Source organism: Mesorhizobium sp. M1273, assembly GCF_040318195.1.
GTDB lineage: Bacteria > Pseudomonadota > Alphaproteobacteria > Rhizobiales > Rhizobiaceae > Mesorhizobium.
Genome location: NZ_JAMYLV010000041.1, coordinates 23,497 through 48,011, shown reverse-complemented (window position 1 = coordinate 48,011; position 24,515 = coordinate 23,497). Strand labels below are relative to the sequence as shown.

Annotated in this window: 23 protein-coding genes and 2 pseudogenes; 10 read left to right on the top strand and 15 right to left on the bottom strand. The window is 59.7% G+C overall.

Annotated features, from left to right (window positions below; all coding sequences use genetic code 11):
* Window positions 1-127 (top strand): annotated as a pseudogene (locus NKH30_RS28850) (S-(hydroxymethyl)glutathione synthase); the annotation flags it as partial.
* Between the two features lie 730 nt (window positions 128-857).
* Window positions 858-1,541, top strand: a complete 684-nt coding sequence (locus NKH30_RS28845) for a response regulator (protein WP_023679211.1) — start codon at window positions 858-860, stop codon at window positions 1,539-1,541.
* A gap of 563 nt (window positions 1,542-2,104) precedes the next feature.
* Here the strand turns inward: NKH30_RS28845 and NKH30_RS28840 are convergent.
* The 6 genes from NKH30_RS28840 to NKH30_RS28815 all read right to left on the bottom strand — a co-directional run bounded on the left by NKH30_RS28840 (window position 2,105) and on the right by NKH30_RS28815 (window position 9,348).
* Entirely contained in the window at window positions 2,105-2,536 is a 432-nt protein-coding gene (locus NKH30_RS28840; protein WP_352997651.1) for a DUF6392 family protein, read from the bottom strand.
* 3 nt (window positions 2,537-2,539) lie between these two features.
* Entirely contained in the window at window positions 2,540-3,880 is a 1,341-nt protein-coding gene (locus tag NKH30_RS28835) for an ATP-binding response regulator (RefSeq protein WP_352503406.1), read from the bottom strand.
* Window positions 3,881-3,890: 10 nt separating this feature from the next.
* Entirely contained in the window at window positions 3,891-5,030 is a 1,140-nt protein-coding gene (locus NKH30_RS28830; protein WP_352997650.1) for an FIST N-terminal domain-containing protein, read from the bottom strand.
* A gap of 664 nt (window positions 5,031-5,694) precedes the next feature.
* Window positions 5,695-6,156, bottom strand: a complete 462-nt coding sequence (locus NKH30_RS28825; protein ID WP_352503409.1) for a phasin — start codon at window positions 6,154-6,156, stop codon at window positions 5,695-5,697.
* A 457-nt stretch (window positions 6,157-6,613) separates the two neighbouring features.
* Window positions 6,614-7,372 (bottom strand): hypothetical protein, encoded by a 759-nt coding sequence (locus NKH30_RS28820; protein WP_352997649.1) that lies wholly within the window; start codon window positions 7,370-7,372, stop codon window positions 6,614-6,616.
* A gap of 26 nt (window positions 7,373-7,398) precedes the next feature.
* Complete coding sequence (locus NKH30_RS28815; protein ID WP_352921296.1) at window positions 7,399-9,348, bottom strand: CHASE2 domain-containing protein; 1,950 nt, start codon at window positions 9,346-9,348, stop codon at window positions 7,399-7,401.
* A gap of 201 nt (window positions 9,349-9,549) precedes the next feature.
* On the opposite strand from NKH30_RS28815, the gene NKH30_RS28810 reads away from it, so the two are divergent.
* Both NKH30_RS28810 and NKH30_RS28805 read left to right on the top strand, forming a co-directional pair.
* The gene (locus NKH30_RS28810; protein WP_352541904.1) at window positions 9,550-9,729 is read left to right on the top strand and encodes a hypothetical protein; all 180 of its coding nucleotides are present in this window, start codon (window positions 9,550-9,552) and stop codon (window positions 9,727-9,729) included.
* Between the two features lie 495 nt (window positions 9,730-10,224).
* Entirely contained in the window at window positions 10,225-11,766 is a 1,542-nt protein-coding gene (locus tag NKH30_RS28805; RefSeq protein WP_352541905.1) for a caspase family protein, read from the top strand.
* 57 nt (window positions 11,767-11,823) lie between these two features.
* Here the strand turns inward: NKH30_RS28805 and NKH30_RS28800 are convergent, their stop codons facing one another.
* The gene (locus NKH30_RS28800) at window positions 11,824-12,216 is read right to left on the bottom strand and encodes a hypothetical protein (RefSeq protein WP_352503416.1); all 393 of its coding nucleotides are present in this window, start codon (window positions 12,214-12,216) and stop codon (window positions 11,824-11,826) included.
* Between the two features lie 212 nt (window positions 12,217-12,428).
* On the opposite strand from NKH30_RS28800, the gene NKH30_RS28795 reads away from it, so the two are divergent.
* Window positions 12,429-12,815 carry a hypothetical protein gene (locus NKH30_RS28795; protein ID WP_352997648.1) on the top strand — a complete coding sequence of 129 codons (387 nt, stop codon included), beginning with the start codon at window positions 12,429-12,431 and terminating at the stop codon, window positions 12,813-12,815.
* Window positions 12,816-13,906: 1,091 nt separating this feature from the next.
* On the opposite strand, the gene NKH30_RS28785 is transcribed toward NKH30_RS28795, so the two are convergent.
* Window positions 13,907-15,592 (bottom strand): winged helix-turn-helix domain-containing tetratricopeptide repeat protein, encoded by a 1,686-nt coding sequence (locus tag NKH30_RS28785; RefSeq protein WP_352997647.1) that lies wholly within the window; start codon window positions 15,590-15,592, stop codon window positions 13,907-13,909.
* A gap of 88 nt (window positions 15,593-15,680) precedes the next feature.
* On the opposite strand from NKH30_RS28785, the gene NKH30_RS28780 reads away from it, so the two are divergent.
* The 3 genes from NKH30_RS28780 to NKH30_RS28770 all read left to right on the top strand — a co-directional run bounded on the left by NKH30_RS28780 (window position 15,681) and on the right by NKH30_RS28770 (window position 18,033).
* On the top strand, window positions 15,681-16,052 hold the full coding sequence (locus NKH30_RS28780; RefSeq protein ID WP_352820694.1) for a hypothetical protein: 372 nt from the start codon (window positions 15,681-15,683) through the stop codon (window positions 16,050-16,052).
* A 148-nt stretch (window positions 16,053-16,200) separates the two neighbouring features.
* Window positions 16,201-16,431 (top strand): hypothetical protein, encoded by a 231-nt coding sequence (locus tag NKH30_RS28775; RefSeq protein ID WP_352997646.1) that lies wholly within the window; start codon window positions 16,201-16,203, stop codon window positions 16,429-16,431.
* A 1,314-nt stretch (window positions 16,432-17,745) separates the two neighbouring features.
* Window positions 17,746-18,033, top strand: coding sequence for a hypothetical protein (locus NKH30_RS28770; RefSeq protein WP_023679221.1), 288 nt, complete (start codon window positions 17,746-17,748; stop codon window positions 18,031-18,033).
* 2 nt (window positions 18,034-18,035) lie between these two features.
* On the opposite strand, the gene NKH30_RS28765 is transcribed toward NKH30_RS28770, so the two are convergent.
* A complete protein-coding gene (locus NKH30_RS28765) occupies window positions 18,036-18,212 on the bottom strand; it encodes a hypothetical protein (RefSeq protein WP_352819439.1) in 177 nt (58 codons plus the stop codon).
* A gap of 206 nt (window positions 18,213-18,418) precedes the next feature.
* Between NKH30_RS28765 and NKH30_RS28760 the strand changes: the two genes are divergently transcribed.
* Together NKH30_RS28760 and NKH30_RS28755 are read left to right on the top strand one after the other, a co-directional pair.
* Window positions 18,419-18,661, top strand: coding sequence for a type II toxin-antitoxin system Phd/YefM family antitoxin (locus tag NKH30_RS28760; protein ID WP_352997645.1), 243 nt, complete (start codon window positions 18,419-18,421; stop codon window positions 18,659-18,661).
* Window positions 18,658-19,043: pseudogene (locus NKH30_RS28755) on the top strand (type II toxin-antitoxin system VapC family toxin). Before NKH30_RS28760 ends, NKH30_RS28755 begins: the two are co-directional and overlap by 4 nt.
* A gap of 32 nt (window positions 19,044-19,075) precedes the next feature.
* Here the strand turns inward: NKH30_RS28755 and NKH30_RS28750 are convergent.
* The 6 genes from NKH30_RS28750 to NKH30_RS28725 are packed head-to-tail and all read right to left on the bottom strand — an operon-like array spanning window position 19,076 to window position 24,504.
* Window positions 19,076-19,906 (bottom strand): BtpA/SgcQ family protein, encoded by an 831-nt coding sequence (locus tag NKH30_RS28750; RefSeq protein ID WP_352997644.1) that lies wholly within the window; start codon window positions 19,904-19,906, stop codon window positions 19,076-19,078.
* Window positions 19,903-20,811, bottom strand: a complete 909-nt coding sequence (locus NKH30_RS28745; protein ID WP_352997643.1) for a ribokinase — start codon at window positions 20,809-20,811, stop codon at window positions 19,903-19,905. Before NKH30_RS28745 ends, NKH30_RS28750 begins: the two co-directional genes overlap by 4 nt.
* A 3-nt stretch (window positions 20,812-20,814) precedes the next feature.
* Window positions 20,815-21,585, bottom strand: coding sequence for a glutamine amidotransferase (locus tag NKH30_RS28740; RefSeq protein ID WP_352685652.1), 771 nt, complete (start codon window positions 21,583-21,585; stop codon window positions 20,815-20,817).
* A gap of 27 nt (window positions 21,586-21,612) precedes the next feature.
* Entirely contained in the window at window positions 21,613-22,701 is a 1,089-nt protein-coding gene (locus tag NKH30_RS28735; protein WP_352997642.1) for a phosphotriesterase family protein, read from the bottom strand.
* 4 nt (window positions 22,702-22,705) lie between these two features.
* Entirely contained in the window at window positions 22,706-23,710 is a 1,005-nt protein-coding gene (locus NKH30_RS28730) for an ABC transporter permease (RefSeq protein WP_352997641.1), read from the bottom strand.
* A complete protein-coding gene (locus NKH30_RS28725) occupies window positions 23,707-24,504 on the bottom strand; it encodes an ATP-binding cassette domain-containing protein (protein WP_023721835.1) in 798 nt (265 codons plus the stop codon). Before NKH30_RS28725 ends, NKH30_RS28730 begins: the two co-directional genes overlap by 4 nt.
* Between the last annotated feature and the right edge of the window lie 11 nt (window positions 24,505-24,515).

Below are 24,515 nucleotides of genomic sequence, written 5' to 3'. Positions count from 1 at the left end.
CCGCATGGACGGCATAAGGTCACAGCTGAAGTCGATCGGGCTCGAACCTTATGATTGCCTCAATCCAGGACTGATGGACTATATCGCCACCTGGACGGCCAAGCGGTCCGGCGCGTTGCCGGCCTAACGACTGATCAGACACTTTGGGGGCCGGACGAAATCGCCCGGTCCCAGGCGTTGGAACGAACGCAGGCGAGCGCGTAGACGGACACGCTTCGTAAGTCATTGCTGACGTGCTGTCAGCCTCAGGGGCGCTGGGCTCAACGGGAATACGCTGAAATTGGTCCAACCGGATCGTACAGCTTCAAGACCAGCGACTGCGATCAGTTGGTTCTGGCTTGGCGCGGCCCAGATCGTGGACTAGCTTGGATATCGCGGGCAAAGTCGCGCCCAAAGCGCGATGGCGGCAAGGTGGTGCTCCTTACCAGTACGATATCGAGCGCCTAGCGGGGCTTGAACGGCAACACCATCAGCTTGCTGCGTTTTGTACAGGAAACCAGCCCGTATACCAGCGCGACCCCAGACCAGCCGATACCATCGGTGCGGCCGCGAACAGGGCGGGCGTCGGAGAAGCGTCGTGTGGCGGCCGGCAACAGTGCGAAAGCCGGCGGTCACTGGCTGTGGCGCGAAGCCGGAAGTCGATCACGACCTGTCTCTGTTTCAATCGATCCGTCGCCAGCACATTCGGCCGATCTGGGCCACCGGGCAAGGCATTGCATTTCAGAACGGCCACATCTGCCGCGTGGCGCCGCGGAAATCATGGCCACATTCTGCTTTAGCCGGCCAAGATGGCAATGTACTATTTGCCAATAAGCTGGCCATGGTTGCAGGACTATTCTAGGCCAGACCAAACCGAAATGAAGCTGATGACCGATCGCGCCAGGTTCCTGATCATTGACGACCATCCGCTGTTTCGCGAGGCGCTGCATAGTGCCGTGCAGATGGCCTATCCGGAAGTCGACACGGTGGAGGCGCGCTCGATTGCCGAGGCGCTCGAGCTTCTGACGGATGCCAAGCCGTTCGACCTGGCGCTGCTCGATCTCAGTATGCCCGACGTGCATGGGTTTGACGGGCTGCTGCAGCTCAGGACGCGTTATCCGCGCCTGCCGGTGGTCATCGTCTCCGGCTATGAGGAACCGAAGATCATTTCCGAGGCGCTGTCCTACGGTGCGGCCGGCTTCATCCCGAAATCGGCGCGCAAGAGCGACCTTGCGGCCGCCATCCGCTCGGTGATGGAAGGCGCGATCTATGTTCCCGAGACTTATGAAGGCCGGCCGCGCGATGCCGACAGCACCGACCGCGCCGAGATGGTGCAGCGCCTGGCCACGCTGACGCCGCAGCAGCTCAAGGTGCTGCAGATGCTGCGCCAGGGCCTGCTCAACAAGCAGATTGCCTACGAGCTGCAGGTCGGCGAGACCACCGTCAAGGCGCATGTCTCGGAAATCCTGCGCAAGCTCAACGTCTACAGCCGCACACAGGCGGTGATCGAGGTCTCAAAGCTCGACAATGCCGAGCTGTTTCGCGATCCGGCGGGGTTTTGAGGGGTCGGTGCCGATGCCCCTGCAAACGAAGCAGCAAGGCGCTGCGATCAGGTGAATGTCTCAAAGGCGTTTGATCTGCTGCTCCCTATCCGAATGATATAGACGAAATGATTTCTCTCGTTTCGCCTACCTCATCGATGAGATCGTATTCCTCGCCTTGCGCGAGGTAGGTCACGAACGCAAAATCGTTTCCATTCGACAAATACCAGGCCAATAAGGGTTGATCTGTAGTCCGCGACGAAACGCCAACACACATTACGTCGCCAAATTTTCTCTCAAAATCCGCTCGACATCTATGAAATTGTTTCGACAAAACTCGACCATAAACGTTCTAAGAACATCGAAATCTGCATTTGGCTTTTCCCGCTTCGATATTTCGCAATAGAGAATTGAAGGGTGCCGCCGGCATCTGATTCTTTAAACTAAGGTAGGCGGCGATCCCTCGGGGAGGTTGTCAGTTATGTCTTCCCATCCGACGGGCAAGTCAAAGGTGCCGTAGAACTGCACTGTCATTGTGGGTTTCCCGGGGCCCCCTCAGTCGCGCATGGGCATGCCCGGCATAGTCACCGCACCGCGTCGGCGCGCATAAGCGTCACCCTTGTTATCCGGTTTGCATGAGCGTGATATGAGATATGTATTGAATGATGCGCCTCGTCGAAGCGGTCCCAAGGGCCGTATTCACCCAAAAAAGGATCTCTCCGTGCCGCGCCGCTTTTTGCGGGCACGCCAAAGATATTCAGCACGTCGTTGCGACTGGATGAAAAGGGGATATCAAGGAGGTCTCGATCCAAATTGTCAGCTTCTATGAATATGGTGTCTATTTTTTCATCGCGATCGCAGATGAAGGAAAATTTGTGACGCGCAGAAACGTAATCTATGCGGATTTCCGGAAGATCATGATCTACAGTTCGTTTGAATTTCCAGGATTCAAAAGGCGGTGACGTCAAAAGAGATGACGCCGGTTTTCCCAAGTAATCGAGGATCGCGTTAGCCATTCTCTAAGCCAGCAGATGCGCCAGCAACGCCCTTAGTTGCGCTGGCTTCAGCGGCTTGCGCATCAGCTCGATGCCGGCGGCGCGGGCGGCCTTGGCGACACTTTCCGAGCCGTCGGCGGTGACGATCAGCGCCGGCACGGCGCGGCCGAGACAATCACGGACTTTGGCGATTGTGGTGGTGCCGAGGTCGCCGCCGTCGAGATGCTGGTCGGCTATGACAATATCTGGCAACCAGTCGGTGTCGCCAAGCATGTCGAGCGCGTCACCGGTCGAGGTGGCGGGGCGCACCAGGCATTGCCAGCGCTCGAGCAGGGAGGTCATCGCCTGCAGCACGTCGATGTCGTTCTCGACCAGCAGCACCCTTGTGCCGAACAGACCGTAGCCGCGCGGCCGCTCCATGTCGACGGTGCTGGCGATTGGATCGGCCGTGTCGCCGATCCCGACCGGAACGTCGATATGGAAAATCGTGCCATGTCCGACCTTCGACGAAAACGTGACGGGATGGCCGAGTGCCGCGGCGATGCGGCGCACGATGGCCAGCCCCAACCCCAGCCCGCCGGCGGCAAGCCCGGCATCCGTCGGGATCACGCCGCGATGGAATTCCTCGAATACCGCCTCGCGCTGGTCGTCGGGGATGCCGCAGCCGGTATCGGCGACGTCGATGCGGATCGTGTCGCCGCGATGCCTGGTGCCGACCAACACGCCGCCCGAGCGGGTATAGCGCAGTGCATTGGACAGGATGTTCTGCAGGATGCGGCGCAGCAAGGTTCGGTCCGAACGAACGAGCGCATCGACCGGCCGGAACTTCAGCGTCAGCCCCTTCATCTCCGCGACCGGCTGAAAATCCGAGCGCAGAGACGAAAAGAGCGTCTCCAGGCTGACATCGGTGATGTCGGGCTGCACGACGCCGGCATCGAGCTTGGAAATGTCGAGCAAGGTGCGGAGCAGGTCCTCCATCGTCTCCAGCGATCGCTCGACCTGGCGGACCAGCTTTCTGCCTTCCTCGCTGGTCTGTACTTCAGCAAGCGCCGAGACCGACAGATGCGCGGCGTTCAGCGGCTGCAGCACGTCATGGCTGGCGGCCGCCAGGAACCTGGTCTTGGACAGGTTCGCCAGCTCGGCGTTTTCCTTGGCTGCGTTCAAGTCGATGTTCGACTGCTCCAGCCGGCGCAAGGTCGAATGCAGCTCTTCGGTGCGGCTGCGCACCCGGCTCTCAAGCGAAATGGCGGTCTGGAACAGCGAAAAGGCATTGCCTTGCTGGTCCATGGAACGCTCGACGCGGCTGATCAGCGCGGCGTTGATCTTCTTCAGCCTTTCCAGGTCGTCGATGTTCCTGAGCGGCATCCCGGATTTCCTACTCCGCCGCTTCGGCCGCATTGCGTTCACCGAAGGCGATGCCGGTGAAGGTCTGGTTCAGATGCATCGAACGGTACTGTTCGCCATAGGTGCCGAAGCCGAGGACGTTGTTGACCTTGTAGAGTTCCGAAATCTCGCGATAGACCTGCCGATTGCGCGCGTCGAGCCGGCGCAGCACGCAGTCGAAACCGAGGATCAGGTCAATGCCGCCAAGCCTTTCGCTGACGTCGCTGAGCGCGGCGCGGGTCGCCTCGACCATGTCCTTAGGCTGGGCGACGGCAAGCACGACACCATCGTCGATGGCGCAGAAGAACGACAGCGAGCCGTCCGCGTGCATCTTCTGGATTGAACGGCAGTAAAATTCGCCGCCGACTTTCACCACCACCGGGTGCGAGGCAAAACTCAGTGGCGTCAGCATCTGCGCGACGACGCCGACCGAGGCGGCATATTCCTCGGCGGCAATGGTGGCGTTGAATTCGCGCACGATGCGGTGGTCGGGATCGGATGCCGTCACCACCAGCTTCTCGTCGGTGGGAACGAAATTGTCGGTCTTGAACACGTGGAAAGGAATTTCCGTGGTGACCAGCACGATGATGGCGCTGTCGGAGGTCACTTTGCCGTTCGAGATCAGCCGTGTTGTCTCAAATTTCAAATCATCGCCAGCCGACCCACCGATCAGTGGGATGTCGTCGAGCCCCCAATGGATGGCGGAGGTCACCGCTTCTTCGGCATAAGACAGGCCGTCGATCAAGCAGAGCGCGAAAGTGGTGTCGGCCCGCTCGTGCCCGAGGCGCTCGTGTAATGAACGCCTCAGCGCCTCGACTTCGCCGGTAATCCCGTCCATGCCCGATGAGGACAGATTTTCGATCATGGTGCTGGCTGCCGAAAACGATACGGAGGGAAGCAGCATAGCCAGGATCTGGCCTTCCTCCAGCCCCTTGGGCGTTATCTCACCGGCTGTCGAGCAGCCGGCATAGTGGAGCGCCGGCGCGTGGGTCTTCAGCGCTTCCGACAGGGTGACGGCCTCTATGAGGCTCTGCGAGAAAAACAGGAGGGCAAACCCGGCGTCAATGGCCGCTGCTTCCGCTGCCACCGCCCGGGCGAACGCATCCGCGTCAGATTCGTCGGTCGTGAGCACCGAAACGCCGCATGCATAGCGCGTCCGTGACTTGGCCAGCGGCTTCCTCCTCCATTTCCTCCAACGCTCTTTTTGTGCGCGTCTGGCGCGCCGGCGTCGAGGTCATTGTTGTCTTGAAGCGGTGCTTTGGCAATGAGCCAACATGATGGATTTGAAGTTTCTGCCGTTTGACGGCGTCCGCGCTGCCGCTCACAGATGAAAGGCCGCGTCGCACCGCCATCCGTGCAACGAAGGCCCAGCTGAATTTGCCGCAGGCGAATGTCAAGGCTCGACGTGCCAAGAATGGGGCAGGATATCGCGCTTAGCCGTTGCCGCTTTGGACAGGGTGCTAGTCTAGCCTGGCGGTTGTCGTGGTCAATCCGGGGCAGGTGACAGCCTACGCCAATGCGCTCGGCAAGCGGGCCAGGACCGACACCACCGATGCTGCCGTAACGCTGCCTTCGTTGGGTCGAGCAAGCGGCAAGTGCCCGTTGCGCGGCACCGAAGCCGAGGCCCTGGCCGGGCTCGTCGCTCGCCGCCGTCAGATTGTGCGGATGATCGCAGCCGAGAGAGCCATGCCCGCACCGCCATGGCAACGCAGGCACCAAAGAGCATCCAGCCAAAAGGAAAAAGACCGGCTGGAGAAGGTGTTGTTTCGCGGTTATTTCCGATCGCTTAGACTCAATTAGGCGACTTTGAGATCTTTCATCGCCTTTTCAACGACATCCTTGATCGGCCTTGATACATCTTCGGCAGCCCTGGTCGTCACGGCCTGAAATTCCTTGGCCTGCTCGACGGTCTTTTCGAGCTGCGTGCGCAAGAAGGCAGTCTGCAGTTCGATGAACTCGGACGGCGACTTCACGGCAACCAGGGCTTCGAGGTGCGAGAAGCCGGCTTCGGCATTGGCGCGCAGAGCAGCAATTGTCTTCAGCGACAACTCGTTGCCGACGGTCTTGGCGGTTTCGAAGCTCGACTGCAGAGCCTTCTGGGTCGTCTCGGTGCCTGACGCAAATTTCGCATAGGCTTCTTTCGACTGCTCGACGCCCTTTTCGGCGACAGCGCGGACCTGGTCGGCAGCCTTCGACGCGTCGAAGGTGGGGAATGCGGTATTTTCAACGGTGTCAGCAGTCTTGGCCATAGTTTCCATCCTTTCCGGTGGACGGCCTTTCACAAAAGCCGTCTCGTTCATTTACGAAACTGACGTTACGGCATTTATAGTGCATTGCAATATTTTTGTGCGACGCACCATCCCTCTTCCAGCGTTCCGAGGGGGCATGCGGAGGGTCGGTGGCATCTCGAGATCGCCGGTTCTGCAGGAAGAACTCTTCTGGACGGACCCCCTGATCCAGCATAGCCTCGCAACAGAGCACGACGTTTTGCCACCTGCATATCTACTTCAGCCGCTATTCGGCAACCGTCCAAGCCTACGTCAACGAAAGCGTTAAATTCGTGCGCCGCAAACTTTCAGTCGGCGTACCCGCTGGGCACAAGGCGATCGCTTTCCTTAGCGCGCCATCGAGAAGTTGGCTCGATATGGCGGTGGTTGACGCGAAGGCGCGCCTCTACCGCTTCCAGTGTGCCGTGAAGTGACCACCCCTGGTGGTCTATCGGTTAGCCAAGTTCCGGATCAGGGCGGATGCCTGAAGAAGACAACCGCTTCCTATCATCCAGGCATACAGTCCCACATGATCCGACGGGCTGAAGCCGGTGGGCAAATGCACGATAGGCATTCGAAATGACTTATCGTCGATCACCAACCCAACGGATCGAAGATCCGGTGGCACGTTTCCGGGAATTGCCAAAATTGGGGTATCCTTGTCCCAGACCAAGCTTGTCGCCAGCGACTCTTCATTATAGGCAACCGAAACATCCGCCCTGTGCCCCGGTGGGCGCCAAAGCTCCAGTTTGAGGTCATAAACGCAGCCTGTCAGACCATTTTCGACCGGCACCATCCAAGGTTCCAAGGTGGCGGCCGTCGTGTCGGAAACGCCACGAGATCCACCTATGGTTTGGAGCTGACCAGTGGCATTCCCCAATAGATCCGAAATCGCAGTCAAACTCGAAGAAGCGCCTGCCGCCTCGTTAGACGTTGATCCAGAATCCGATGCGTCGTCGGTCACCACAATATCCGCGGGTCCCGGCAACGCAGTGACCGAGCCATCGTCACCCATCAAAGTGACAGTCGATCCACCCTCGATATGCACGAGGTCGCCCAGTCTGAACAGTTTGCCGAGCTGAGGGCTGTCCGCGGGAGGATCGACAGCGACAACGACATACTCGCTGGCCGCAAGAGCGCTCGAGCAGGAACCAACTGCTGCGATGGCCGCAGCCAGTAGGAAAATGATTTTGGGTTGCCGATACATGACGCACGTTCAACCATACGCTTGTTTTACTTGCCTTCAAGATAGATCCTATCGCCAGCCTCACCCTGCTTCAGTCTCCCAAGGTGATAAGCAACGAGGCCATCGTTGGGATATTGAATGGCCAGCGATGCAAAGGCAGCAGCGGCAGTCTTGTCGCGCGCGGACATCAGCAAGTAAGCTTGCGAGTAAGCCTCCACCATCTCGCGATTCATACGCCCGTCTTCCAGCAACTCGAAGGCTGAGATCCACTCAGTCTTGCCTTTCAGACACAACACACCGGACGGCCGAAGCAGGTAGTCATCGGAAGAGTTCGCCACCTCCTCGCTGATGCAGTTCACGGTACCTAGAAACTTGTTCGCGCCTTCGAGCCTGGCAGCGGTGTTCACCGTATCGCCCATGGCCGTGTAGTTGAAGAATCGATTGCCCCCAAAATTTCCGACAACTGCAGGTCCTCGATGGACGCCGATACGAGTGACGCCAACGTCATGGCCTCTAGACTTTAGATCTGTCCGAAATCTTCGAGACATCGCGACGGTAGCAAGCGTTAGTTTTAGGGCCCTTTCGGCTTGGTCCTCCTGCACACCCGGTGCGCCAAAAAAACCAATGACTGCATCGCCTATTAGTTTGTCTATCGTGGCGCCATGTTCAATGAAGAGACCACAAACCGCCTCGAGGTATTCATTCAGAACCGTAGCAAATACCTCTGGTTCCGTCCGTTCGCCCAAACTGGTGAATCCCTCAAGGTCGGTGAACACGCACGTTATCAAGCGTTCGGATCCGCCGAGGCGCAGTGACGCCGGCTTGCTGACTAGCTCTGCCACGACTGCCGGGCTGAGATACTGAGAGAACGCGTTCTGGACGAAACGCCTTTCTTTCGAGTCCCGGTGCCATGCCAGAATTGCGACGAATCCGGAGAGCCCTAGCAGCAGCATCGACGGCGCGACCATAGGTAACAGAATTCCGGCCTTGGCAAACGCGGTTGCTTCTAAGATCAAAACCGAAACGACTGCGCCGATGATGACCACAGGTTTCACCAACACTGATATGCGGAGCCAAGCGACCCAGATGCAGAGCGCCGTCGCGAGAACGAAGGGCGCAAACGCCGCCACCGCCTCTGGCGTAATGATTTTGTCGCCCTTGATCAATCTCGCCAGCGCATTGGCATGAATAACGACACCCGGCAGCGCTCCGGCAACAGAGCCGTTCAGCACGGCAAAGGGGGTTGCATGACGATCCTGCAGCGGGAGGTCAACGCCGATCAAAACGAACTTCCCGGCGAACCAGGCCGGGGGCGCGAAAGCGGCGGCGTGCGCCGGATATATTGTAAATCGTGCCGGATGAATGCCTGTAGCCCGATAGTAGACCATCTTCTCCGCAGCCTGCGATGCCGATATGCCGGCGGTCTGCGCGAGCGCTGATGCAAAGCTAGGTTGCCAGTTGCCATTCACCAGGCGCCCTGGAAATTCTTCCCGCACAACCCCGTCGACCCTATCATGAGACAGGGCCGCCAGTCCGCGGATGGCGCTTGGCGCGAAGCGACTAAGGTACGACAGTTGCTTGTCGGTAAGGTCGTCCTCGTGTGATGCAGATGCGACAATTACGGGACTTTCGGCCGCCTCGATAACCTCAGCCAGGCGCCGATCCTTCTCCGCCTCGGTTGGCTGATCGAAAAGCAAGTCAATGCCTATTGTTCTCGGATGAGCTTTATCGATTCTCTGCACGAGGTCGGCCAAGGCACCCCGATCCAGCGGCGATCTATAGGGAAATCTTTCCAAGGTCTGCTCTGTGATCGTCACGATCACGATGTCTGTCGGGGGCGCAACGAAGGGCGAGATGGTCGTCATCAAGACGTCGCGCAGCAGTTTCTCGCCCGAGGGAGAGAATGTGGCAATGCAGGCTCCCAGAATGAAAAAGAATCCGAGCGATGCGAGAAGGCGCCCTTTTTGAACCTTTCCGATCGGCGTGAAGACGGCCAAGCTGCGTGCAATCCGTTTCGGTCTATCGGCGTGAGTTTACACAGCATAGACCGCCGGCGAAGTGAGGGCTAGCGGTAGGCCCTTCGCTAAGTCCGTTGGACTGTCCGGTAGTGGGTCAGTTTGAAATTTGAGGGCCTCGACGCGGCCGTCGCCTTCGGACGTTGGCTCATATATGCTTAGCGGAACGCATGGGAGGGAAGGATGCGTGTCACAAGCCTGTTTTTCCTATTAACCGGTCTCACGATGCCAATTGCAGCCTTCGCTCAAGGCGAAGTATCGGTCGAACGAGGGTTGCAGGTATCAATCATCGGCGGGTGTCACGATTGCCATACCGAAGGCTACAGCGAAACAGAAGGCAAGATTGATCCTGAAAGGCTTTAATGGGCAACTCGGTCGGTTGGCGCGGTCCTTGGGGCACGACCTATGCGACCAATCTTCGGATAGATGCTTCGGTAATGAGCGAGCGTGGATTCGTAGGGATGCTGAAGCGCATTAGAACGTCTCCACCGATGCCTTGGTACAATCTTCGAGCGATGGAGGAGAGCGATATGCAATCGCTCTATCAATACATTAGGTCGCTCGGCAAACACGGGAAGCCGGCCCCCAGCCGCATTCGCCCTGATAAGGAACCGACGACGCCATATGTTCAACTTGTGCCACCCCAAATGCCGAAGAACTGACAAATATGCCCAGAGCTGAGGAAGAACGGCGCCCGGTAAAAAGCGCAGCGTCAGATTTCAAACTGATCCACTACCGACTATCCGTTGGACTTGACACTGCGAAGCACCGGGCTCAGTCTCGCAAGATTGCTCCGGTTTTGTCCAGTCTATCGACTGGTGAACCCGCTGAATGAGCCGAGACTAAGGATATACAGCCATGATGGCGCTTCGCTTCGCCATTGCGCTTCTTCTAGTTTCGCTGAGCGCCCAAGCGTGGGCAGAACGGCGCGTCGCGCTGGTCATCGGTAATTCTGCCTATAGATACGCGGTTCCACTTTCCAATCCAAAAAATGATGCGGTGGATATGACCGCAAAACTGCAGGCGTTGGGCTTTGAGGTGGTTGCAGGCGAGGACCTCGATCTGAGCGGGATGCGCGGCACGGTTCGAGATTTCATCGGCAAGCTGGATGGTGCCGACATGGCGCTTCTCTTCTATGCCGGCCATGGCGTCCAGGTGAACGGCACCAACTACATGGCTCCCGTTGATGCGCGGCTATCCACATATAACGACCTCGACTTCGAAGCCGTGCCCATGGACCTCGTCTTGTCGGCCATGGAGCGAACCACGAAGGTCAACCTGGTATTTTTGGATGCTTGCCGGGACAGTCCTTTCTCACAGAACCTTGGGCGCTCGATGGGTACGCGATCAGGGTCGGTCGGTCGGGGCTTGGCAAAGCTAGGCACGGGCGTTGGATCGCTCATAGCCTTTGCAACGCAGCCCGGGAACGTTGCGCTGGACGGCGAGGGAAGGAACTCGCCGTTCACATCTGCGCTGCTGAAGAATCTTGGTACGCCTGGCCAGGACATCTCCCGCGACCTCATCAACGTCCGTAGGGATGTGCTTGAAGCAACCGACGGCAAGCAAGTGCCATGGGACAACTCCTCGCTGACGGGCGACGTCATTTTGCAACCGTTGTCCGGAAACACCGCTGTCACGGCGGGTGCGAAAGGAGGGGACGTAGAAGTCGCCTATTGGGAGACCATCAAGGAAAAAACGGACAAGCGCTTCTTTGAGGCCTATCTCAGACAGTATCCAAGCGGCGCCTTTGCGGCGTTAGCCAGCTTGAAGATCGACGAGATCGAACAGGCAGCAACAGATCGTGGCAAAGCCCCCTCGATTTCCATCGCGGGCGTGGCGGTTGCAGAAGCTCATCCTGATTTAGATGTGACGCAAGCTTTGGCTGATCCGCGCGCGTTGACAAAGGCAACGCAAACAGAGCTAACGCGAGTCGGCTGCCTTGTCGGACAGGCAGACGGCAAATGGGGACCGGGAAGTCGGAAAGCTCTTCAAGCCTTTGCCGAGCAGCGGGGATTGAAGCTTGCCAGCCTAGAGCCGACGAAAGAGGTGTTGCGCGCAATCAAGAATATCCCAGAACGTGTCTGCGCTCCGGTCAAGGTAAAGGCTTTTGATGGCGCGTGGGCACTGACGCGGCGCGCAGGTAATTCCGCCTGCGATTACACTGAACAGTCAACGACAATCTTTATCGATGGAACGGAAATTTCCGCGATGGTGCCTTTGGCCGGAACAATCACCGCCGACGGGGCATTCGACATCTATTTAAGTTTCGTCGATGACGATGGTGCGCCAAGGCAAAACCATATCATCGGCAGGCTTCAAGGTGCGAAAGGCAGCGGTGAGTTTTCTCGAGTCGGAGGCGAGTGTGCAGGTGTCGTAAGACTTGACAAGCGTACTGAATAGGGCCGGCATTTGCGGGTCCGTGCAAACGCCGACCAAACCATTCGGACGTGGTCCGTCTCATTGAACCAACGTTGAAGTCGCGTGGACTTTGCCGTCGTCGCGCACCTCGTAAAATTTGTCGTTGTCAATGTAGATAAGATGACAAACTGGTTTACCTTGGTCTTGTGAACAGGCCTTGTCGCCGTCGAAAGTCAATGGAACTTTGACCTTTATCTTAGTTTTGTTGTTCACCAAAGCTTCGCCAATGATCTGTTTTTTCTTCCAGTTCCAGACAAGAGTGGCAGTTATGGCAGCTCCAGCGTCGTATATAATTACATTTACCTTTTTCCCATTAGCAAAAGTCTTAAATTCTTCCATCGATGCTTTCTTCGCGCTACTTGGTAGATCCTCGGCCCAAGCGGACATAGCAAGTGAAAACGTAGCTACGACAACAAGCGATAACAGTTTCATCCTATCCTCCCCATCCCCCGCCGGTTTGACTGAAATGTCTATATATTCTTAAGCGAGGAGACTGAAAATTATCATGATAACAAGCTTTCAAGAAGCGGAAATCAGCGCGTCCTAGATGTCGTTGGGGACATTTGCTCAAGTTGAGCGAAGCCGCACATTCTAGCATGTTCCCTAGGATTTGCGCTTAAGCCAACGCGTTCTCGGTGTTTACAATGCGCAGACCGCCCGAGCGTGTGATGCGTGGTGTTTGGATTGCGAGCCTCTTTGCACTTACCGCCGCGTATGTTGCCGACCAAGCGGGCCTTGAGGGCATCGTCTCGAAGCGCGCCGACAGCCCGTATCGAAGCGGCCCGACGACGAATTGGCTGAAGACGAAGAGCTTCACAGTCCAGGAATACGAACTATTGGGCGTCGAGCGCGAGCCGGGCAAGGCGGCATTCGCCTTCCTGGCGAAGCCCGGTACCGGAAAATATGCCGGTTCGGCTTTCATCACCTTGAACCAGGAGATGCGCGCACGGCTGTGGAAGCGTGTCCAAGAGCACGCCGGGCCACCGCCGAAGGGCAAAAACGGCCGGCGACCATGGGTCAGGCCGGGCTGAAAGCCCACGTCAAGCATCACGGGGCGAGTTCGGATTTCGCCACGCCTCACTGCAGGATTGAGAGAGGAGTGATACCTCCAGCGAACACGGCACGAATTAGCCGGCAAACCGCGGCGGGCGGGTGCCTCGGGGACAAGATGGTAGATTGCCAATGCGTTTGCGGGTGTGGCCTTAAGTCGCAAACTATTGGCTTCAGAAGCAGGGCGTCGGGCTTCATTGACGGTGCTGCCAACACCATATGGTGATCCATAGCCTCCCAAACGAGAGAAGCTCGCCCCTGACGGGTCGCACTGCGGCCGTCACCCGGCAATTGCTGTGAACTAGGAAACCATCATGCCTGAAAATATCAGACTAACTTCGAGAGATGTCCCCCTCATTCAGCTAGGCCTCTATCAATGCCGCTTCCCGGTGAGCGAAGACCCGTCAGTACCCGGTGGTTATCGTTTTTGTGCTGGGCCAACTTCGCCGGATCGCGTCTACTGCGATCACCACCACAACATTGTGACCGCCGTGGACCCTCGTCGAGCCCGTTCGGGTCTCCACCTCGCTCAACGACGCGCTGCGTAAGTCTGACTGGCGGCGGCCTCCCGGCCAGGCGCTATGCGCTCCAAGGCCTTGGCTACGACCATTCCGTCGGCTCGGTCTGGCGCATCCTCCCTTATGCCGTCTTCGCCGATGTATCCCCCCGTCGCCCGATTGAGAACGACGACTTCTCGCCGAAGCGATCGCTTCGTAGCCCGACTGGAAGCTCAGTGTGCTTTTGTAGAGGTCGAGGGTCCAATCCAACGTCTGGACTCCACTGGAGTGCCTGCACTCGAGAGCGATTGGCTCTGCGGCAGCCGATAAGGACCAAATGCGCCATCTGCGGAAGTTCGAGGCATCGCCGATGAACGGCAGCCATCGGGCCCGTCGCAGAAGTTGGGGTGCGAGCGCACTATGGCGCAAGTCGGCCCCATTGCCGACTTTCCCGCACCCAATATTCCTATGAAGGATGATCTTGCTTTGAGGGTAACCACCGTCCACAACGCAAAGGCTTCAACGGTTTTTATGCGGCCAATCGGACTTCTGCCGGGCCACAACCGGACAGCCGTTCACTCCGGCAACCCCGCGAACCGCATGTGTCCGATCCAGCGATCGAGGGCCCCGGGGGCGAGGTAGTTTTTCTCCCATTGCCTGCGTTGTTTGCTGATGGAGTCGCCGGGCGAGTCTTTGAGGAAAACCGCAAGTGCTTCCTTTGCTTCCCGCTTGTTTCCCAGACAAGCGTGGATCCCGGCAAGCATGCGCTGTGCGCCGCTCGGGATTCTAGACATTTTCCGCATCGCCGTCAGCGCAGCCCCGCAATCGTTCTTTTCGTAGAGCGCCCAGCCCATCTGCCAGTGGAACCAGTCAGGGTGGAAGGGATCGATGCCCTTGGCCTGCTCGATCCGATCAATCGCTTCGTCCGTGCGGCCAACGTTCAGCAGCACGCCTGCACTCATGACGAGGATATTCGAGTCGCTGGGGTTCAGGGCGATCGCCTGATCGTACCGGGCAAGGGCCTGCTCCATCTCGCCGGCTTCGGTGTGGATGCTGGCGCGGATGTTATGCGCCTCGGAATCGTCGGGAGCGAGTAGAATAGCCTTGTCGGCGTATTCGGCAGCCCGCTTCAACGCCTCGTCGGGGTTATTTTCCTGCTTGTGCCAGAATACCGCGTCATTGCGATAGGACCAGGCCATCCCGATATAGCCGAACTGGGCGTTCGGATCCGCTTCGATCGCCTTGAGGCTGAACTGCCTTAGCAGATCGTTCCCCGCGGCAGAGAAATTGATCTCGGCCCTTCCCATCAACTCGGCCCTTCCCATCAGGTAGTAGCGGAGCGCGCTGACCTGCGCGGCGTCACTCCTTGGCAGCGGGCGCTGGATTCTCTGCCCGACCCGATCCGCAAGCGTGCGGATGATTTCCTCCTGGACGACGAAAAAATTGCCAATCTCCCGGTTGTAGGTGTTGGCCCAGACATGCGATCCGTCATGCGCATTCAGCAACTGGGCGGTCACTTTCAGCCGGTCTCCGACCTTCTGCTGGCTGCCTTCGAGCAGGTAGTCGACGCCGAGTTCATCTCCGATCTTCCTGGTGTCGACCGGCTGGTCGCGGTACCTGAAGCTCGAGTTTCGGGCGATGACGGCATAAGTTTTGCTCCGCGAAAGCTCGGTGATGATCCCCTCGGCGACGGCATCGCTGAGATATCCCTTATCCGCGCCGGTACTGAAGTCGTCGAAGGGAAGGATCGCAATCCTCGGCATGTCGCTCGAAGGAACTGGAGCGGCTCGCCATATTTCCGCGCCGTAGTATGCGCCGATCGCTGCCGGAGCGAGAACGATTGCAGCAAGAATGAAGCCGCGCTGCGAGAATCGTGTCTTGGCACGTTCCGTGTCGGCTGCGGCGTTTGCGTCCGCCGCGTCCGACGGATTGGCATTCAGCCGGTAGCCTCTCTTTGGGAGGGTTTCCACGATCACGTGCGCGTCGTCCCTCAATGCGCGGCGAATATCGGCAATGCATTGAGTGAGGCTGTCGTCGGTCACGAAGGTCTCGGGCCAAACCGCCTGCATCAGCGCATCCTTGGACACGATTTCGCCCGGTCGCGCCGCGAGCACCGAGAGCACCTCGGCGGACTGGCTGCGAAGATTGACCGCTTTGCCTTCGACGGTTCGGAGTTCTTTGCTTTCCGTCAGGAAGGCAAAACCGCGAAACGTGATCGTTTCAGCAGATTTCAGGTCAATTTCACGGGCCGTTCGGGACATTTCACCTTCCTGGCGCGCTTCCTAGTTTAGCCCATTCGGCCTTCGCCTCCAAGCGATCCCAGCAGCACCGGATGAAACGGAGGACGACATGAATCGCACCAAGCTCATCATCGCTCTCGCTCTTCTTTTGGCAACGCAAACGGCTGCAAAACCGGATCCCCGCATCGCGAGATTCTGTGGTCCTGACCATGTCAACGAGGTTGCCTCAGACGACGTCCGTCCCAACCCCGGCGGTTATTGTGTCGCCAGCCTTAAATCGATGGATAACCGGGCCATGTTCACCGCCATCGCTGTCACAATCCTTCTGACCAACCAGGGGGAGCTAATCAGGCTCCCCGACGTGAAACCCATGACCTCCATGGCGGAGTGCAGAGCTTGGACCCATCAACAGGAGTTCATGCGCGTACTCCCCGGCTATCTCGCCACCTTCCATTACTGCGACAACGCATCAGAACCATGATTTTGCAAGGCCTGGCTGTTCACGCTCGGCCGAAGGATGGCACCACTCCTGCCGGGACCAAGGTGTCGAGATCGGGCCTGTTCCGCCGATCTGTGCGAGCGAATATTTGCTGCGCGTCAACCGTGCCGGTGGAGCGCCCGGTGCCAAGATGCCGATCCATACACATCCGGGACCGGAGGCCTTCTATGTGCTGAGCGGCAAGCTCGGCCAAAGAACGCCCCCCGGAGTGAGCTATGCCGAAGCCGGCACGACCCTGGTCGGACAGGGGGTCGACATGCCGATGGAGGTGTTCAGCGCCGGCACAACCGCTCTTGATGAGCTGGCCATCTTCATGGTGGACGCCAATCGGCCGTTCTCGTCGCCGGCCAGCCTCGACTGAGGCGACGTTTCGCGGGGTGGCGCGCATGTTTGGTACGAACTGAGGCGGCACCCCAGCGAAGATCCGCAAGATTCGGGAAATTTGGATTTTCGCTTACACGCATCATCGAAGCCGTCGGGCGGCACTGGGCGCGGCGCTATCCGCATCTCAGCCGCAGCTCGCGCGTGGCTCCCGGATTATATCGAGTCCGGCGGGACAAGAAAACAGTTCTCATGCTCTTGGGTCGGATGGAGGCAAATATGATAGTCGCCGTCCTGCGACGGAATCTCATCACCATATGGGATGAAATATCGCTGTTGCCGCGTGATCTTCCGATGATCCCCGGGCCTCAGGATCACAACCCAGCCACCGGGACGAACATGAACCGCGCCGTTTGGGATTCGCTGACACTCGCCACGTTCGGCGTCGCCGTGACAGCAGGCCAGCGGATAGCTCCACCCTGACGGGGCATCATGCGCCCTCGAGGGAACCAAAAACCCTAGCGACGAAAGGGCCGCAAGGACGACCGCGGCAGTGGCTCGGCGCCGCGCTGTTCCCTTTTCCGGTTGCCGCTTCGGCCACATGTTGAAGTGACTATATGCCTGCTAATTAGCACTAGCTAATAAAAAGATGCTGACGCGTCATCTTATGCACCCGTTCTTGCGTTCCGTTTCGGCATGCTGTCTACCCGGTTCTATCCCGGTAGTGTGTCTCAGTTTGAAATTTCGCGTTCGCTTCGTTACGCCGCTTCCTGCCTTTGCGTGACAACTGCGTCATCCAGCGGGCAGTGCAAGTAAAGCGCCACATCACGACCGATGCGGAATCCGTCAAAGACGTGCGAAACTTCGTAGGAGCAAGGTCTTCGCGAGTGCCGGGCAGGGGATATTTGTCACCACCGCCTCTCGTTCTCGAAAGTACCGAGGAAGGCCCGAGAGACGAAGTCAAAGCTGCACCTGGAGCTGATCGACGGAGAGCAGTTGCTTGAGATGCTTTACACAACCAACGCGCCGAAGCCTGCCCTGCCTCGGCCGCAGGTCAAACTCGACCAGGAATGGCGGGACGTCCATGGCCCGGGTCATTCTCGCACTCGACTTTTTACTGATTACATGAGCGGATGGCCCCGTTGGGGGAGCCGCAGACGCCCTCGGCCGAAAGTGTCTGGCATGTGGTCTGAGATCGATCGGGTCGAAGCCAATTTACGCCTGCTGCGCTTCACGCTATTGCAAGACATTCAAATTTGAGCTTCTGCACTCATGCTTTGTCGAGAGTATCTCCGTAAGTTTTAGCCGTTCTGAATCGCCGTCGGCGACGATGACGACGAAATAGGAGAACGCAATGGCTCGCAATCACGTTGAACGTCTTGGAGAGTTTAGGGAAATCTTGGTCGCGACGCGGCGCGAAGGAGTCCGTAACGTGCACCATACTCGCGACGCAATGCGGGCAAGTGGCTTTCAGATCGGGGACAGCGACGGCTCCAGCTACGGAGCCGAGCTGAAGGTGCTCCAAGAGGAAATTGAGGCAGTCGATCGCGCCATCGAAGACGAGAAGCGGTTGGCCCTGGCCCTCGAGAGCGCGGCTCAATCCCGCCGACCGACTAAACCGAGAATCGTGAAGGGAACATAGAGTCAGGTAAGGCCCTTGGCGCCCGTCGCGTCGATCGCCTTCGGTACAGTGTCGGGCTCGTCGCCGCCGTGGCGCAGCGCCCTAAAAGCGGACGTTTCGCTTTCGGCCCCTAGCGCAACGCAGAGCATCTGCTCGGCAAAAATCGCTCCTGTGAACTCCGACGTCGCATGCCGGACCAACAGGTTCGGCCAACATCAGGTGTGACGCAGTCCCAACAAACATGCAGTTCAGACAATCGATTACGCGTCTTTGTTGAAGTCGTGCCATGCGGCCGATCCGAAAGGATCGGCCGCATCCGGCATCCTTCACCTTCACTGACTGAAACACGCTTAAAAAAATCGGGCCCGAGTAGACTAAGTTCCATGGACTAAGTCAGAGGCCCGCAATGCGCACCGTCAATATCCACGAGGCCAAGACATCTGTCTCGTCTTGTCGACAGGGGGCCAAAGGCGAATCCTTCATTATCGCCAAATCCGGCAAGCCGATGGTTAAGGTCGTTGCCATAGACGCACCTGCGGCCGGCGAAATGCGTCGGGTGGGGTTTATGGCCGGGCGGTTTTCAGTTCCGGACGATTTTGATCGCATGGCCGATGACGAAATCGAGAAGCTGTTTGGCGGCCATGCATGAAACTTCTTCTCGAGACCCATCTTCTGCTCTGGGCGGCGGGCGAACCCGAAAAGCTTCCGCGTGCCGGCCTCGCTGAGATCGAGAATGCCGACAACAACTTGACGTTCAGCGCCGCAAGTCTCTGGGAGATTGCCTTTAAACGCGGTCTGGGGCGCCCTGACGTCAGGGTTGATGCGCGTCTTTTACGTCGGGGCCTGATGGACAATGGCTATCATGAGCTGCCAATCACCGGCGAGCATGCCGTTGCGGTGGAGGGGCTTCCACCCATCCACAAGACCCCTTCGATCGGATCCTGATTGCTCAATCGATTGTGGAAGGCATTACTTTGCTGACCGTCGACGATCTGGTCGCGCAGTATCCTGCGCCCGTCCGTCGTCTCTGATCAAGCGGACCCCAAGCGGTAGGGTAGTCCAGTTATCGCTTCAGATCACCCATGAAAGCCTTTACTCGAGCAGAGTCGACTTGGTTCCACCAGACGCCGTCGTGCTTCAGCGCGCTTGCGATGATGACCCCGTCGACAATGGCGAGAATATCCTTGGCATTGTCCGGCGTGACACCGCTGCCGACGAGCGTCGGCAGGCCGGCGGCCTGCTTGATCATACTTATGTAGCCCAAATCCGCGGCGTGGCCGGTGCGCTGGCCAGTGGCGATGATGGCGTCGGCGTCGAAGAAGACCAGGTCCTTGACCAGTTCCTCCACCGGGCGGTCGGCAACGATGGCGTGTGCGCCATGCTTGACATGGGCATCGGCGAAAATGCGGATGCCGTTGGCACGCAGCCTGGCGCGGTAGCGTGCCGCGCGGCCCGATTCGCCTTCGACAAAGCCCTCATTGGCGACGTAGGCATTCGCCCATTGATTGACTCGCACGAAGCCGGCGCCGGCTGCGCTGGCGATCGCCAGGGCCGGGATCGCGGCATTGGCCAGCACATTGATGCCGATCGGCCTGCCGAGTTCGCGGCGGATGCGGTCGGAAACCACGGCCATATAGGCCGCCGTCTCCGGGCCGATATCATCAGGCTTGGCGAAGGGGATGTCGCCATGGTTCTCGACGATGACGCCGTCGCAGCCGCCGTCGAGATAGGCCTTGGCGTCGTCGAGCCCGCGCTGGTAGATCGCCTCGATAGCCTCGCCGTCATAGCGCGGCGCGCCGGGCAGCGGCGCCAGATGAACGACGCCGATCACCACTTTTGTGCGGCCGAAAAGGTCCACGAGCGCGTCGCCGCCGGATTGGCCGAGCTGGGTCATGAGAGCTCCATTTGATCGATGAGCGCCGCCATCTCGGAGGCGGAAGGACAGGATGCCAGCGTGCCCGGCCGTGTCACGGCGATTGCGGCGGCGGCGAGCGCCAGCTTCAGCGCCGAGATGACCGGCATGCCCCGGGCAAGCCCACCGGCCAGACAGCCGCAGAACACATCGCCCGCGCCGCTGGTGTCGAGCGCTTCGACTCGCGGCGCCGGCAAACGAAGCGGCTCTTCATGGCCCGGGCCAAGCAGGAGACAGCCTGCGGCGCCGAGAGTGATGACGACGGTGCCTGCGCTTTTGGCCACCAGCGCATCGGCCGCCGCCGCGATGTCATCCCGGCCGGTCAGGGTTTTCGCCTCAGATTGGTTGACCACCAGAACCTCCGCCAGGCCGAGATCGGGCAGCGAGGCCGTGTCGATCGGGCTGGCGTTGAGAACGGTGCGCGCACCGTTTTCCTTTGCTGCTCTGAGGCAGGCATTGGTCACGGCAGTCCGCAAATTTCCCTGGCACACGAGGATGTCGCCGGGGGCGATCCAGCGGACAAGTGCTGTTTGCGCCACCGGATCGAAAGCTTCGCTGCAGGCGACGCCGCTGACAATGAAATTCTCTCCGCCTTTATCGACGACGATGGTCGAGCGGTCGCTCGGCAGCTCGAATTCGCTCACCTCAAGGTCTGACAGCTCGCTGTCGAGGCGGCTCCTGATCCATGCGCCTGCGGGGTCCTTGCCGAGCGCCGTCCAGAACGTCATCTCTGCACCAGTCCGTGCTGCTGCGACCGCCTGGTTGGCGCCCTTGCCGCCGAGACCGTCGGCGTAGCTCACGGCATTCAAGGTCTCGCCCGGGGCAGGGAAGCGGCCGACACGAAACATGGTGTCGACGCAGGCATTGCCGACGACGTGGACATGCATGGCTCAGCTCTCACCGGTCGCCCAGCCCAGCATCTGTTCGAACAGGGTCTTGTAGCCTGGCCAGGCGATGAATTGCGGCGGCAGCCAATGCGGCCCGACATCGGATGTCCAGGCCACGGTGCGGCCCTTGCCGTAACGGCCGGTGACAAGCAGCGGCAGCGAGCCATAATCCGACGACACACTGGCCAGGACCTCGGCCCCGTCCTTCAGCGTCACCTCGTTAAAACCGAGCAGGATCGGCCAGTCCGAGCCGAGGCCCCTGAGGATGGGATGGCTCGACCCTGGTTTCGGCACGGGCGCAAAACCTTCGGGAACCTCGACGCGGTCGTCGTAGGCCAGGCAATTCACCGGCAGCACGTCCTCGACCGGGGTCTTGCGGTAGCGCGCGCCGCCGTTGATGCCCTGGAAGCTGTAGTAACCGCCGAACATCAATAGACCGCCGCCGCCGCTGACGTAATCACGGAGCAGGCGCAGGCGGTTCGGCGTCGGCTTGGAGTGGACCCAGGTGTCGGGATGCAGCAGCAGCGTGTTGGCGCCGATGTCGGAGAGCACGACCGCGTCATAGGCCGACAGCGCCTCCATGGTCTGTGGAAAGCCGCGCTGCGCCTCATGCGCCGGCATGAACGTGACGTCGAAGTCGGTCGCCTTCAGCGCGCCCAGCAACTCGTCTGCGCCGGTGTGGTAGGTAACGGTCGGAAACTGGTCGAAACCCTTGATATGGGTCGCGGTCGACACCCAGGATTCGCCGGCAAGCAGGATCTTCTTCTTGGACATTTGAACTCCAGTGTAATTCCAGGCCGCTTAGAGCCGCGCGAATACGCTTTTCGGATTGGCGATCAGCATGCGGTCGATGGCCGGCTGCTCGACGCCATGGCGTTTCAGGCGCGGTATGAAATGCTTCAGGATATAGCCATAGCCGAAGCCGCCGAAGCGCGTCAGCATGATCTTGAGGAACACATCCTGCGACAATAGCAGGCGGTCGCCGAAGCCCGCCTCGACAAGGGCGGCGATGGCGCGTGCGTTCTCTTCGTCGGAGGGCGATTGCGCGTCCTGGTCGGCATAATAATAGTCCATGCCGATCATGTCGTATTCGAGGAACGCGCCGCGCCGGGCGAGGCTTTTCTGGTAGTCGGGATCGTCGTGGCTCGGGTTCATGTGGCAGAGCACGGTGTGGCGAAGATCGGCGCCCTCGGCCTCAACGATATCGAGCACCTCGTGCGCCAGCCGCTCCCAGCCAGGCAGATGGATCGACAGCGGCACGCCGGTTATGCGCGAGGCGCGCGCCGAAGCCCGCAGCGACTTGCGTTCCTCCGCGGTGAAATCCTTGCTGACGCCGACTTCGCCGATCAGCCCGGCCATGATCGGCGGCTGTGTCTCGCCGCCGCCGACATCGTTGAAGATGAACTCGGTCACGGCGTCCACATCCATCGCCTTCAGCCATTCGGGATGGGTGTGCTCGAGATAGAAGCCGGTGCCCATGACGATCTTCAGGCCGGACATGCGGCTGATGCGGGTGAGCTTTTCGGGGTCGCGGCCGATGCCGATATTGGTGGCATCGACGACGGTGTGGCCGCCCAGCGCGCGATAGCGCTGCAGCTCAGACAGCGCCAGGTCGGCGTCGTCGAGCGAGACGTTGTCGCGGTTGACGTATGGGTTCATGCGCAACTCGCCGATGATCTCGATGTTCACCGGCTGCTCGGCGATCGCCATGTCATCGGGATGGCAGGGGCATTTCCAGCTGCGCGCACCATCGAGCAAGATGTGCTCGTGCATCAGCGTAACGCCCATCTCCTCGACCGGAACCGGGCCGAGCACGGTCATCACATGGCCGGTTTCGACGCCGATTGGCAGCCGTCGCCTGGGCACCGCGTCATCGAACAGATCGCTCATCGGCTCAACGGCTCCGCACGGCGCCGCGAAACAGGCGGAAGTTCAGCCAGATGGCGATCAGGATGATCGTTCCGGTGACTATCGGCGTCAGGAAAGGCGACAGATGCGCCAGGATCAGGCCGTTGCCGATGACGGCCACGGTCAGCGCGCCGAGCACCGTGCCGATGATCGTTCCGCGGCCGCCGAACAGACTGGTGCCGCCGAGCACGACGGCGGCAATGACTTCCAGCTCGAAACCCTGGCCGGCATTCGAAGATCCCGATCCAAGCCGGGCAGCAATGATGATCCCGGCAAGGGCTGCCGCGGTGGCGGAAATCACATAGACGAAGAGCGTCGTCTGCCGCGTGTTGACGCCGGCGCGCCGCACCGCCTCGGCATTGGCGCCGATACCGGTGACATAGCGGCCGAATGGCGTCTCGTTGAAGGCGAGATAGGCGATGGCCAGGACCGCCAGCGCGATCAGCGCCGGCACCGGCACGCCAAGAAACCAGGCGCGGCCCAGCACGGTGAAAGCGCTTCCGGGCTCGATGGGGATGGAATAGCCGCCGGTGATCAGCAGCGCCACGCCACGGATCACCGAAAGCCCGGCAAGCGTGACGATGAAGGACGGGATGCCCTCATAGGCAATGAAATAGCCCTGTACCGCCCCAAGCAGGGCGCCGAGCGCCAACATGGCGAGGATAACGACTGGCCACGGCAGGCCAAACTGCAAAACCGTCGCCGACAGCGTCGCCACCAGCGCCAGCACGGAGCCGACCGAAAGATCGATGCCGCCAGTGGTGATGACGAAAGTCATTGCCGCGGCGACGATCAGCAGCGGCGCCGACTGCCGCAGGATGTTCAACAGATTGGGCGATGTCAGAAACGCGTCGGTCGCAACCGAGAAGATGATGCAGACGACCAGAAAGAACAGCGCGATCGAGACGACGCTGCCATTGGCGAGCAGCGCATCGCGCCAGGTGCCCCTGCGTACTCGTGAGGGCTGGGCGGTGTGGATCGCGTCGCTCATGCCGGCGCTCCACCGCGATAGCCATTGGTGGCGGAACGCGCACTGAACTTGCGGCCGACGATCAGATTGACCACGTCTTCGATATTGGTCTCGCCGATCAGCCGCTCGGCGACATTGCGCCCTTCATACATGACCTGGATGCGATCGCAGACGAGGAACAGATCCTGCAGCCGGTGGGTGATCAGGATGACGCTAACACCGCGCGCACTGACCGCGCGGATCAGTTCGAGCACCGCCTCGACTTCGGCCACGGCAAGCGCTGCCGTCGGCTCGTCCATGATCAGCACGGCCGGCTCGAACGAGGCGGCGCGGCCGATCGCGATCGACTGGCGCTGCCCGCCGGAGAGGTTTTCGACCTTGAGCCGCGTGTCTGCAATGACGATACCGAGCCGATCGAGCATCTGGCGCGTCTCGTCATGCATGCGCTTCTTGTCGAGAAAGGAAATGCCTGCGATGCGGCGGCGCGGCTCGCGGCCGAGAAACAGATTGCCGGCGACATCGACCGTGTCGCACAGCGACAAGTCCTGGTAGACCATCTCGACGCGCGCCGCACGTGCGTCCGCCGGCGAGCTGAAGATCACCGGCTTGCCGTCGATCTCGATGGTGCCGGCGTCGGGAACCACTGCCCCCGACAGCACCTTGCTCAATGTCGACTTGCCGGCGCCATTGTCGCCGACCAGCCCCAGCACCTCGCCCGGCTTCAGCGTCAGCGACACGTCATCGAGCGTCTGGATGGCGTTGTAGCGCTTTGAGATGCCGCTCATCCGCACCCGATAGGTCTGGCCACTGCTCATATGGAATTCCA